General features: G+C 39.4%; 8 protein-coding genes. 2 read left to right on the top strand and 6 right to left on the bottom strand.

The annotated features are described in order from the left end of the window. Positions 1 to 6: 6 nt before the first annotated feature. From LKF16_RS11220 to LKF16_RS11210, 3 genes are read right to left on the bottom strand one after another with little or no spacing between them, the layout of a single operon-like run. Positions 7 to 1,470, bottom strand: a complete 1,464-nt coding sequence (locus LKF16_RS11220) for a UDP-glucose--hexose-1-phosphate uridylyltransferase (protein WP_291471423.1) — start codon at positions 1,468 to 1,470, stop codon at positions 7 to 9. Further along, positions 1,470 to 2,474, bottom strand: coding sequence for a UDP-glucose 4-epimerase GalE (galE, locus tag LKF16_RS11215; protein ID WP_291471425.1), 1,005 nt, complete (start codon positions 2,472 to 2,474; stop codon positions 1,470 to 1,472). Before galE ends, LKF16_RS11220 begins: the two co-directional genes overlap by 1 nt. 24 nt (positions 2,475 to 2,498) lie before the next feature. Then, a complete protein-coding gene (locus LKF16_RS11210) occupies positions 2,499 to 3,665 on the bottom strand; it encodes a galactokinase (RefSeq protein WP_291471426.1) in 1,167 nt (388 codons plus the stop codon). Positions 3,666 to 3,952: 287 nt separating this feature from the next. On the opposite strand from LKF16_RS11210, the gene LKF16_RS11205 reads away from it, so the two are divergent. Together LKF16_RS11205 and LKF16_RS11200 are read left to right on the top strand one after the other, a co-directional pair. Next, positions 3,953 to 5,842 carry a glycoside hydrolase family 2 TIM barrel-domain containing protein gene (locus LKF16_RS11205; protein ID WP_291471428.1) on the top strand — a complete coding sequence of 630 codons (1,890 nt, stop codon included), beginning with the start codon at positions 3,953 to 3,955 and terminating at the stop codon, positions 5,840 to 5,842. Then, the gene (locus LKF16_RS11200) at positions 5,826 to 6,791 is read left to right on the top strand and encodes a beta-galactosidase small subunit (RefSeq protein ID WP_291471429.1); all 966 of its coding nucleotides are present in this window, start codon (positions 5,826 to 5,828) and stop codon (positions 6,789 to 6,791) included. Before LKF16_RS11205 ends, LKF16_RS11200 begins: the two co-directional genes overlap by 17 nt. A 61-nt stretch (positions 6,792 to 6,852) precedes the next feature. Here LKF16_RS11200 and LKF16_RS11195 read toward each other — a convergent pair whose 3' ends face one another. The 3 genes from LKF16_RS11195 to LKF16_RS11185 form a co-directional block, all read right to left on the bottom strand. Then, on the bottom strand, positions 6,853 to 7,806 hold the full coding sequence (locus tag LKF16_RS11195) for a quinone oxidoreductase family protein (protein WP_291471431.1): 954 nt from the start codon (positions 7,804 to 7,806) through the stop codon (positions 6,853 to 6,855). A 229-nt stretch (positions 7,807 to 8,035) separates the two neighbouring features. Beyond that, positions 8,036 to 9,979: a glycoside-pentoside-hexuronide (GPH):cation symporter gene (locus LKF16_RS11190; RefSeq protein ID WP_291471433.1), complete on the bottom strand. Its 1,944-nt coding sequence runs from the start codon at positions 9,977 to 9,979 to the stop codon at positions 8,036 to 8,038. 277 nt (positions 9,980 to 10,256) lie between these two features. Further along, positions 10,257 to 12,470, bottom strand: coding sequence for an alpha-galactosidase (locus LKF16_RS11185; protein ID WP_291471434.1), 2,214 nt, complete (start codon positions 12,468 to 12,470; stop codon positions 10,257 to 10,259). Between the last annotated feature and the right edge of the window lie 347 nt (positions 12,471 to 12,817).

The following is a 12,817-nucleotide window of genomic DNA, read 5'->3' as shown; positions in this document are numbered from 1 at the left end:
ATCAAATTAATTTCTGACCGCGTTAACAAACCGGTCAAATGCTTTTTCACCTGCATCGTCCCATTTAAAGACTCCAGCATCAGCAAGTACTCTTGCGAACACTTTGCCGACTTCACGATCGACGATTTCTTCAACATTATCTTCTGTGAAATCATACTGTTGTTTCAATTCGTCTGCCCATGGTTGATGCATCTCTGCTATTTGATTATGACGATTCAACAAGTATTTTTCAACCTCTTGTAATTCAGTCTTTAATCTAGCTGGCAAAATTGCACGTCCCATAACTTCGATAAGACCGATATTTTCCTTCTTGATATGTTGAACATCTTGGTGTGGATGGAAAATTCCGTCTGGATATTGTTCTGAAGTTTGGTTGTCACGTAAAACTAGATCCAATACGTAGTCGTCGCCATCTTTATAAGCAATTGGCGTCGTCGTGTGGTGGCGTGTGCCATCAGTGTATGCACGGACATTGACTGCTTCATCAGAATATTCTTTCCAAGTATTGTGGATCTTAGTTGCGGCATCGATCAATTCAGAAACATCTTTACTACGAAGACGAATCGTTGACATTGGCCACTTAACGATTCCTGCTTCAACACCATCTATTCCTAGATCAACTGAACGTTGAATTGGTGCCTTCATCATTGGGAAGTTGTGACGTCCGCCTTGATAATGTTCATGAGAAAGCATTGAACCTCCAACAATCGGAATATCAGCGTTACTACCAACGAAGTAATGTGGAAATTGTTTGACGATCTCTAATAAATTAGTAAATGTTTGACGATTGATCACCATTGGACGATGAACTTCATCGAGAAAAATCGAATGTTCGCCAAAGTAGGCGTATGGAGAATATTGGAAGCCCCAAGTTTCTCCGCCGAGGGTCATTCTGATCACACGGTGATTGCTCCGTGCTGGATAGCCTAAACGTCCCAGATAACCTTCATTTTGAAGACATAATTGGCAAAGTGGATAACCATTTTCTGGTTGATTTCTAGCAGCAGCGATTGCCTTTGGGTCCTTTTCAGGCTTTGAGAGATTGATAGTGATCTCAAGATCGCCAAAATCAGTCTTAGTATCAAAGGCAATATTTTTAGCAATGGCACGTGTTTTGATGTAGTCATTTTTGCGACTTAGATCGTAAAAGTAATTAGTGGCTTTTTCAGGGCTGTCTTGATATAGGTCCCAAAAAGTATGGTTAACGACTGATGGCAGTGGTGTGATCAAATCCATTAGTTGGTCAGCTAAAATATCTTTATCTGAAGGAGTATCTTGGATCTTTTGATTATTAATAGCTGTTTGAACCAATGCATCAGTTAAATCTACTAATTCTTCGCCTGATGCTTCAACTGGATCGTCATCGCCGATCAAACCAAATACTTTGTTGTGAAGATAAATCGAATCCATCGAAGTAAAGTCATTTTGAGCTGAAATTACTTGTTCGACAAATTTATCGACAGTTGTCATTAGTTCTTGCCCCCTCGGTCGTTGTAACCGTATGGATGTGTTTGCTTCCAAGTCCAAGCAGTCTTTATGATCTCTTTAACATCATCATATTGTGGATCCCAACCTAAAACTGAACGTGCTTTATCACTAGCAGCAACTAAAGTACTAGGGTCTCCGGCACGACGTGGTGCCATTTCAGCAGGAATATCCTTGCCAGTTACTTCTCTTGCGGCATCAAGCATTTGTTTGTTTGAGAAACCAGTTGATGATCCTAAGTTAAAGGCATTGCTGTCTTTGCCCTCTTTCAAGTATTCAAGAGCCAAGATGTGAGCGTCTGCTAAATCCACAACATGAACGTAGTCACGAATGTTAGTACCATCTTCGGTTGGATAATCGTCACCAAATATTTGTAACTTATCACGTTCGCCAGCAGCTACTTGTAAAATAATTGGAACTAAGTGAGTTTCTGGATGATGATCTTCACCAATTGATCCATCTGGTTTAGCACCAGCAACATTGAAGTAACGCAAAGCTACGAATTTGATGCCATATGCAACATCTGTCCAGTGCATGATTTTTTCCATAGCCAATTTACTTTCGCCATATGGGTTAGTTGGTACTTGTGGATCTGATTCTTTGATTGGAATTTGTTTTGGCTCGCCATAAGTAGCGGCAGTTGAAGAAAAGACGATCTTTTTAACGTCATGCTTGTGCATTACTTCGAGTAGCTTGACCATGCCAGCTGTGTTGTTATCGAAGTATTTGAGTGGATCTTTCATTGATTCTGGAACAATTGAAAAGGCTGCAAAGTGAATCACGCCTTCAATATCTTCTTTGTCGAAAACTGAGTTCATGAAGTCAAGATCACGAACGTCACCTTCGTAAAAACGTGCTTTGTCGTTAATTGCTGCCTTGTGTCCAGTTACCAAATTATCGACAACGGCAACGTCGTATCCTTTTTCTACTAAACGGTCAACAGTATGTGAACCGATGTAACCTGCTCCACCTAAAACTAAAATAGCCATAATGCATTCCTCCAAAAAATTTGATTAGTTTAATTCTCTAGGTCCGTCTGAAATTTCTGCAATGTAAAAGTCAGCGTCATATCCGATAGCATCATGATAAGCTTTTCCGACATTTTCTTTAAATGCGTCTACTTTATCCTTTTCAACGATAGCAATTGCACAGCCACCGAATCCAGCACCTGTCATACGAGCACCTAAAACGCCAGGTTGTTTCCATGAGTTTTCTGCTAAGGTATCAAGTTCCTTACCAGTAACCGCATAATCAAAGTGAAGTGAAACGTGAGAAGCAGTAACTAAGTGACCGAATGTATCTAGGTCGTTGTCAGCCAAAGCTTTGGTTGCGCGAATTGCACGTTGATTTTCAAAAACTGCGTGACGTGCACGTTTGATCAATGTTTCATCGTTGATCAAGTATGCACCTTCGTCGAATTGGTTTTCATTCAAATCACCTAATGACTTGATGTCTAGTTTTGTTTGCAGACGTTTCAAAGCTTCTTCACATTCTGAACGTCTTTCATTGTATTTCGAATCTGCTAATTCACGACGTTTGTTAGTATTCATGATAACGATCACATGGTCGCCTAATTCAACAGGTGCATATGAGTAATCCATTGTGTTGGTATCAAGCAAAATTGCTTGGTCCTTTTTACCCATTCCAACGGCGAATTGATCCATGATTCCTGAGTTGACGCCGATGTAGTTGTTTTCGTCACGTTGTCCGGCTTTAACTAGGTCCAATTGGCTAACATCTAAATCGAAGACATCCTTTAAGATCTCTCCCATTAATAATTCGATTGAAGCAGATGATGAAAGACCAGCGCCATCTGGCAAGTTTCCATGAACGAACAAGTCAAAACCATGGTCGAATTTGTAACCTGCTTCAACTAGTTCCTTGATCATCCCTTTAGGATAGTTAGCCCAACCAGCAGACTTATCATATGACAAATCGTTGATATCAAAAGTTACGACTCCTTGATCAGGAATATTAGCTGAATACATTTGAACCGTGGTATCTTCTCGAGCTGAATAAACTGCATAAGTTCCTAAACTGATGGCACATGGGAAAACGTGTCCACCATTATAATCAGTATGTTCACCGATCAAATTGATTCTACCTGGTGAGAAAAATACTCTCTCAGGCTTGCTATCAAAGATAGTCGAAAATTCTTCTTTTAAATCTGCGGTTTTCATAAGTGAATTCCTCCGAGTTGTTTTACTAAAATTTTATTAACTTTAATATAAAACATTTACTAAGATTTGTAAACACCTTGAATACCTTTTAAATCAAAAATGATAGCGTTTTACTAATTTTGCCATCAGTCGATTGCTAATTATCCAATTGGCAATACTTGGTACATCATTCCCACTTTATTTAGTTAAAATTTAACTAAAAATCCTATACAAAATTTATTTAATGTCTTATCATAACGATATGAAAGCGTTTTATAATTTTATTTTTTGGAAGGAGTACCTATTTTATGCAAGCTGATATCAAGTGGATTGATGATCCGGAAACATTTAGGATCAATCAACTACCTGCACATAGTGACCATTATTTTTATAAGAATACTGACGAAATTGATCAAGATAGTAGTTTTGTTAAAAGCCTCAACGGTCCTTGGAAATTTGGATATTCTAAAACACCGCAGGACCGTCCAGTCAACTTTTTCCAACCAGATTTTGATTCAAGGAACTTTGATACCATCAAGGTCCCTAGTCATATCGAGTTAGCGGGTTATGCCCAAATTCAATATATTAATACCTGGTATCCATGGGAAGGAAAAATTTATCGTCGTCCGCCTTACACTTTGAATTCAGATAAATTAACCCCAGGAATTTTTAGTGAAGCTGAAGATAATTCAGTGGGTTCCTACCTCAAAACATTCACATTGCCAGAATCATTTAAGCATCAACGTATTATCGTTCAGTTCCAAGGAGTTGAAGAAGCCCTTTATGTTTGGCTGAACGGACATTTCATCGGATACGCAGAAGATAGTTTTACTCCTTCTGAATTCGATTTGACACCATATATCCAAGATGGCGAAAACATCTTAGCTGCACGAGTATACAAACGTTGTACTGCTTCATATTTGGAAGATCAGGACATGTTCAGGTTCTCAGGCATCTTCCGTGGTGTAAATCTGATTGCATTACCCGACACTCATATCGAAGATTTGGACATCAGACCAGTCGTATCTGACGATTTTCAAAGTGGAGTTTTGAATGTTTCTGCCAAAACTAGTGGAAAATACGATAAAAATTCAACTTTGAAATTATCAGTGACTGATTCTGACGGCAAGACCATAGTTGAACAAGAACAACCTAGTGCTGAAGAATTATCATTTGAGCCAATGGATTTTTCTTCGATCAATTTGTGGTCGCCAGACTCACCTTACCTATACAACTTGTTGATCAAAGTTTACGGACCAACAAAGGAATTACTAGAAGTTGTACCATATCAATTTGGCTTTAGAAAAGTTGAACTCCGCGATGACAAAGTAATTTATGTCAATAATCAACGTCTTGTTATCAATGGCGTCAACCGTCATGAATGGAATGCTAAAACTGGTCGTGCAATCACTGTTGATGATATGAAGTCAGACATCAAGACGATGTTGGACAATAACATCAACGCCGACCGGACTTGTCACTATCCTGACCAAATCCCTTGGTACTATCTCTGTGATCAAAACGGAATCTACCTAATGGCAGAAAATAATCTTGAATCACATGGTACTTGGCAAAAATCAGGAGCAATCGAACCATCATTTAACGTTCCTGGCGATAATCCGCACTGGCTTGAAGTTGTCTTAGACCGTGCCAGAACCAATTATGAAATGTTCAAAAATCATCCTTCAGTTATCTTCTGGTCACTGGGAAATGAATCATTTGCTGGAAGCGACATTGCGGCAATGAATAAATTTTACAAAGAACACGACGATTCACGTTTAACTCATTATGAAGGCGTTGTTCATACACCAGAATTAAAGGATCAAATTTCCGATGTTGAAAGTCGTATGTACGAAAAGCCTGATAACATCGAAGAATACTTACAGAACGATCCAAAGAAACCATTTATCGATTGCGAGTACATGCACGACATGGGTAATTCGCTTGGTGGCATGAATTCATATCATCAACTAGTTGAGAAATATCCAATGTATCAAGGTGGTTTCATTTGGGACTTTATCGACCAAGCACTACTAGTCCATGACCCAATCTCTGATCAAGACGTTTTACGTTATGGTGGGGACTTTGATGAGAGACACTCTGATTACGAATTTTCTGGAGATGGCTTAATGTTTGCCGACAGAACTGAGAAACCAGCAATGCAGGAGGTGAAATACTACTATGGCTTACGCAAATAATCAATTACACGTCATTTATGGCGATGGCACGCTAGGACTTGGCGGCGATGACTTTCACTACATCTTTAGCTATGAACGAGGTGGCCTAGAATCATTAGTAACTCAAGGAAAGGAATGGCTGTATCGTACCCCTACTCCAGTTTTTTGGAGAGCGACAACAGATAACGATCGCGGTAGTGGTTTTTCAACTAAGTCAGCCCAATGGTATGCTGCAGACATGTTCAGTACTTGTGAAAAAATCAGTGTAACTGTTGATGACAAAACATTTGATCAATTGCCAGTTGCGCCATTCAACAATCAATTCAGCGACGAAGAATATGCTGACGTAGTCGAAATTGCCTATACTTACGCTACTAATACCGTTCCGTCAACTCCAGTTGAAATTCGCTATACAGTCAAAGCTTCTGGTCAAATCAAAGTGACTGTGCACTTCGACGGAAATGCTGAATTGCAGGACCTTCCAGCTTTTGGAATTCGATTCATCATGCCAACCGCAGCCACCGGATTCGATTACACTGGATTATCTGGTGAAACTTATCCTGACCGCTTGGCTGGTGCAACAGTCGGAACCTTCCACGTTGATGGTTTACCAGTTACCAAGTATTTAGTCCCACAAGAATGTGGAATGCACATGAATACTAGTGCCCTAACTGTTACTCGTGAAAAAACTTTGAATAATGCTGACCACATTACTCAACCATTTGAACTCAATTTCAATAAAGCAGATTCAGATTTTGCCTTTAGCTGTTTACCTTATACTCCAGAAGAACTCGAGAGTGCCACTCACATTGAAGAGTTGCCACTCAAGAGACGGACCGTCTTAACTATTTACGGTGCTGTTCGTGGAGTCGGTGGAATCGACAGTTGGGGAACTGACGTTGAAGAACAATATCATCTCCCTGCAAAAAATGATTACGACTTTAGTTTTACTATTGATTTAGATAAATAATTGGACTCAAAAAGCCAACTAGTTCGATCTACTGTTTAAGTAAATCGCTAGTTGGCTTTTTCTACTCCATCGTCACGACGACTCGTGGAGTTAATGGTGCTTCCCAAGCTTTTTCAATATCTGCTAAATCAAATATTTTAGTGTCGATCGACAAGTCTCCGGTAGCGGCGAGTCCAAAGACACCTTGAATCGCTGACAGCAACTCTTCCATAGTACAGCTCTTGAGACCACTGCCAAGCAATTCCAAGCCAGATGATCTTAGAATTGGCGAAGGTAGTAGGATTTCCTTTTTACCCGCTGCTGAACCGATACTGACGAAACGAGTCCGATAATTTCCAGGAACTTCTGCTATTGCCTGCATGATGGTCAATGCACTGTCACCCCATAAATAATCAAGGACCACATCAACACCTTTTTCAAAAAATGGTTTGAGGTTTTGGATGAAAACTGCCCTGGTCATATCTGATGATAAATCAAAGGCAATACTCTCATCTGCATCTAATTGCTTCAATTTTTGAGCGTTACGACCAACCGCAATGACTTTGCCTGCCCCTAAATGACGGGCAATCCTGATAGCTAATTTGCCGGCATTGCCTGTTGCTCCATTAATTAAAACAGTCTCTCCCTTAACCAAATGAGCTCGACTAACTAAGGCTGCCCAAGAGGACATCCCTGGATTAGCAATTGCAGCAGCCGTTGTATCTGCCAAACCATCCGGTAATTGAACAATGGTATTTTTGTTGACGACCGTTTGTTGTGCTAAAGAGCCATAAGGAGCAATAGCTCCGGCAAAATAATAGCTTTTACCATTAATCTTTCCCACGCCGTCAGTACCAGCAATGTTTGGAAAAATTTTGCCAGATGAATAATGTTGACCCATCGCTCTCATTTTGGCTAGATTGCTGAGTGCAGCAGCGGTGACGTTAATTTTAAGATTGCCGTTTGAAGCTTCTGGTTCATCAAAATCGCCATAAACAGGTTTAGTGCCAATCCCCTTCACAATTGCAGCTTTCATATCTTGACCCTCTTCCTCAATTGATGAGTCCAATATAACACCAAAATAAATAGCCTAACAACTCGATCGGTTGTTAGGCTATGTCGCTTTTATTGATTGTAGCGGAAACGCGCAAAAAGAAAATGAGGCAGGACACATAAGCTCGCCAAAGACTGCGGGGCGTGACGCGCCCACTCCGTCTCTGTCGATCTTATGTTCTTGCCTCAAATCTTTTCTTTTTACGCTCTGTTTATCTTGTTGGATCGATTTCTGACATTTCGGCTATCTTATCGCCGTGTTTTACCTCACCGGTTGTCTTTGTAAATTCTAGATTTCCGATGCGGTCGTGGTTTGTGATCACTACCATTACAGTGTCATCCAAACCGGCCTTTTTAATTGCTGGTGCCCAGAATTCGATCAATTCTTGACCTTGTTTTACGTGGTCGCCTTTTTCAACGTATTGAACAAAGCCGGTTCCACGCATGTCGACAGTACCGACACCAATATGGATCAAGGTCAATACGCCAGCATCTGATCTAAGACCGATGGCATGACGTGTTGGGAAGGTTGCTTCTACTACACCATCAAACGGAGCATAAACTCCACCATCTGAAGGTTTGATAGCAAACCCTTCACCCATTTTGCCTGAAGCAAATGTTTTATCAGAAACGTCTGCTAGAGGTAATAAAGTACCTGAGACTGGAACTTGATATTCAACAGTAGCATTTGCATCGACTTCTTTTTCGATTTCTTCCATCGATTCATCAGTATCCAAATGTTTGTGCCATGTTTTTTCAAGTTCATTAACGATATCAGCGTGCATTTTTTCGTCCAATTTAACTTTCTTAAAGAAGACAAATGTACCGGCTAAAATCAATAGTGCTGGAACACCAAACATCATCAATTTGAAGACTACTTGACCATGTGTTGTGATATCACTAGCTGTTGCACCAGCGGTCATACCAGCAAGAACAGCAGTTAAACCAACGATACCATTTGAAACAGCACCACCAAGTTTATCCAACAATGGACGAACTGAAAGTGTTAGTGATTCATCACGGTGACCAAATTTCAATTGACCATATTCAACTGAATCACTCAAGACCATCAATACAACTAAGAAAATTAGTGGTTGTGGGATATAGAATAAAACAGCTGAAATAATTGTCATTACTAGTGATGTACCTGAGAAAGTGAACATTACTAAAGCGACTAACATTAGTCCAATTGACCAGAAGAATACTTTTCTACGACTGAACTTTTGTGCTAGTGGTGGGAAGAATAGAACTGAGATTACACCGATGATCATGTTTAAAGTTCCTAAAATTGAGAACTTACCGGCTTCGCCTAAGATATAAGTAAAGTAATACAATTCCAAAGCATTTGTGATAGCAATACCAGCTGTGTAAAGTCCATAAGTTAATGACATCCACATCAACTGATCATTTTTAGCAAGAACTTTGAAAACATCTTTAAATGATGTTTTCTCAACATTTTTACGTAACTCTGAATCATTTTCATGTGTTCCAATTGCAACTACCAATGCTGAAACTAAGGCTGTAATGGCAATGATCAAACCAAAGGCGAACCAACCTCGATTGTCACCTTGTCCGTGGTTTGAGTTAGCAGAAAATAGTAAAACGATTGGCATAACGATAACAGCAACAATGTTGGCACCGATATTTGAACCGACACGAGCATATGTTGCAGTCTTTTCACGTTCTTTTGAATCAAACGAGATAGCTGGAATCATTGACCAGAAACCAACATCCTTGAATGAATAAAAGATATCCATCGTAATATATAAAATGGCAAATAGGATCAAGTACATTGTTGGATTAGAAACGTTTAATCCACCCATAGTTGTGAATAAGATTGCTAAAACGACAGAACCAATAATTCCACCGATAACGATCCAAGGTTTAAAGTGTCCCCAACGAGAGTTCGTATTATCGATTGCATTACCGATCAATGGATCGATTGCAAGTTCAATGAATCTTAGGGCAAAAATTATCCCAGTGATAGCTGCGATCATTGATGCACTTTGACCGCCACTGTCCTTATCAAACAAATGTCCTGTAACAAAGATAATGAAATATGTAGAAAGGGTTGCATAAAAGGCATCATGCCCAAAGGCCCCAAAAGAATATGCAATTCTCGAAGTTATCTTTCGAGCTTTACTTTCATTCCCCATAGTAGTTCTCCTCGATTTTTTATTTTGAATATTCATTACTTGTAATGTAATCGTTTTCAGTTAAAAAGTCAATAATATTTTAGTAAATATTTTTCTATTGTTTTAGTAATTAATTAATACATTGGTAAAATATTATCAACATAATTAGCTACATAACAAGTGTTGGAACGGCGTTTATCCTTGAATGGTCGTTGGTAAAACAACAAATACATTTTACCTTAACTTCATCAAAAAAGCGCTTTCGATAATACTGTATCAAAAGCGCCTTTAATTAAACTTAAACTTCTTCGACTACAAACAATGCTGAACTGTAATCACTTGAATAATTCTTATTTTTTTTGACCTTAGGAACAAAGTATCCGGCTGACATTAATTCATCGCCCCAGAACGTCTCACTAGTGTGGTTGACAGTATATTGCTTGTCAGGATCTAGACCCTTGAAGTACTGACGTTGGTATGGAGCATTTGGATGGTTCAGGATTTGATATCTACCGACAATTGCTTGTTTCTTGTCAGGTGAGACTACTTCCCAGCTAGTTATATTGCCATCTTTTTCAAACGGATCATCGATTCGGTAAAATTTACCAAATTGGAACAATTTCCGATAGCGTTGATAAAAGTCGACTTGTCCTTGAACTTGGACTAATTCCTCTTTGGTCATCTTGGTAATATCTAGCTCGTATCCAAGATCACCAAAATAAGCAATCGTACCACGAGTTTCTAGTGGCGTGATCCGACCAGTTTGGTCATTTGGAACCGCAGAAACGTGAGCACCCATCATAGACAGTGGATATCCATAAGATGTACCGTATTGAATTTTGAGACGTTCGATGGCATCGGTATCGTCACTAGTCCAGGCCTGTGGAGCGTAATACATTAATCCGAGATCAAAACGTCCACCACCTGATGCGCATGATTCAAACAATACGTCTGGATGAGCTTTGATCAAACGGTCGTATAGTTGGTAAACGCCTTTGATGTAACGATGACCTAGTTCTAATTGATGAGCACTATCTAAGTGCAAGCTAAACATATCCGTGATATTACGGTTCATATCCCATTTAATATAATCGAGATCAGTATCAGAGATCACCTGATCGATTTTTTTAAAAAGATAATCCACTACTTCTGGTTTGGCCATGTCGAGAACAAATTGATGGCGGCTAGGAATCAGCTGCGCCTTAGGATCGCCAATCATCCAATCAGGATGTTCATCGTACAGTTTGCTAGTCATCGAGATCATTTCTGGTTCAAACCATAATCCAAACTTCATCCCGATATCATGAACTTGTTGACTGAAATGATTGAGACCATTTGGAAACTTGTCGTTATCGACGAACCAGTCACCTAGAGAGGTCGTATCGTCATTACGTTTACCAAACCATCCATCATCGAGAACAAACATTTCAATACCCAACTCGTGAGCTTGCTTAACGATTGTCATCAACTTATCTTCATCAAAGTCAAAGTACGTTGCTTCCCAGTTGTTGATCAAGATTGGTCGTTCTTTTTTGGCAAAAGTTGGGTTTACTAAATGATCTGTGTAAAAATCACCCAATTGTTGCGATAGTTGATTCATGCCGGAATCAGAATAACTCAAAACTGCTTCAGGAGTTTGGAAACTTTCACCACTCTTTAAGTTCCAAGCAAACTCGTCTGGGTTGATTCCTATCAAGACTCGACTGACGTCAAATTGATCAACTTCAACTGAGTCATTGAAATTACCAGAATAAATCAAATTAAAACCAAATACTTCCCCTTGATCATTGTCTGTATCTGGACGAGCCAGCATTACAAAAGGATTTTCTTGATGACTTGAAGCTGTCCGTAAACTATTGACGCTTTGAATTCCCGGACGGAGTTTATTTCTAAACAGATGGCGTTCTCTTGCCCAAGTTCCCGAAAATTGTACCAAATCGTAATTTGAGTCTGGCAAGTCAAGTTGTGCACTGTAGGCAGCATCGATCACTGCATTTTCATCAGTTTCGTTGATGAATTTGCTACTACGGATGATCACATCTTGATGTGGGAAAATTGCATAACTGAGTTCTAACTTGATTCCGGTAATTTGATCTACCAAAATAATAATCAATGTTTGGGCACCATCATTGGTATCGTCAAAAGTTGATGGCAAATCGCTCAAACGCTTTTTTCCATCTTCAACGTTGTAGTCTTGATACTTAAATTCTGAAATTCGACTACCACTTGCTTGCGTAAGTTGAAAGGCTGGATAGCGATAATCGCCCTTTCCTAAACTGGCATATTCTTGTTTGAGAAGTTCTGGTTGAAAATCTGGAGTCTCCTCAGTCCAAGCAGGCGTTGCATCGTGCAATTCACGTGTGATCAAATTATTATATTGTTCCTTTGGATGAATCTTTTTGCCGTAATAAATTTGACCTAGCTCACCGTTTTCCATGACCCGAAAGATGTAACTCGTGTGATCCGTCTGTAAATGAAAGACATCTTTTGCTTGATTAACAATGATTGACATATAACTCTCCTCCAAAAAAATAATCTAAAATCATAATTTATTTTGTATCCGTTTTCACGATTGAGTGTACATTATTTTTTTAGTTAAAATCTAGTAAAAAAAATAGACAGCCCAGTTGGACTATCTATTTGGAATTATTTAGTTGTTGGAATCTTTAGGTCAAAGGCTTAAATCAAAGCTTCAAAACCGGGCAGTCTCCGATTCACTCTATGCTTACGCAAACATCTAGCAAATTCGGGCAGTCTCCGACTGCATGTGTGGAATCGCGGATACTCCTTCGGAGTCTTCGCATCTAAATTGCATGTTTACTCTGGGTCTACTCAAACATCTGGTTAGAACCGGGCAGT

The sequence above is a fragment of the Companilactobacillus sp. genome, assembly GCF_022484265.1.
Lineage (GTDB): Bacteria > Bacillota > Bacilli > Lactobacillales > Lactobacillaceae > Companilactobacillus.
The sequence above is the reverse complement of the archived record's forward strand: the minus strand, read 5'-3'. Positions and strand labels throughout refer to the sequence as shown.

Coding starts and splice junctions, on each gene's coding strand:
- LKF16_RS11195 (WP_291471431.1), bottom strand. CDS start 7,806: ATGAAAGCTGCAATTGTGAAGGGGATTGGCACTAAACCTGTTTATGGC.
- LKF16_RS11190 (WP_291471433.1), bottom strand. CDS start 9,979: ATGGGGAATGAAAGTAAAGCTCGAAAGATAACTTCGAGAATTGCATAT.
- LKF16_RS11220 (WP_291471423.1), bottom strand. CDS start 1,470: ATGACAACTGTCGATAAATTTGTCGAACAAGTAATTTCAGCTCAAAAT.
- LKF16_RS11205 (WP_291471428.1), top strand. CDS start 3,953: ATGCAAGCTGATATCAAGTGGATTGATGATCCGGAAACATTTAGGATC.
- galE (WP_291471425.1), bottom strand. CDS start 2,474: ATGGCTATTTTAGTTTTAGGTGGAGCAGGTTACATCGGTTCACATACT.
- LKF16_RS11200 (WP_291471429.1), top strand. CDS start 5,826: ATGGCTTACGCAAATAATCAATTACACGTCATTTATGGCGATGGCACG.
- LKF16_RS11210 (WP_291471426.1), bottom strand. CDS start 3,665: ATGAAAACCGCAGATTTAAAAGAAGAATTTTCGACTATCTTTGATAGC.
- LKF16_RS11185 (WP_291471434.1), bottom strand. CDS start 12,470: ATGTCAATCATTGTTAATCAAGCAAAAGATGTCTTTCATTTACAGACG.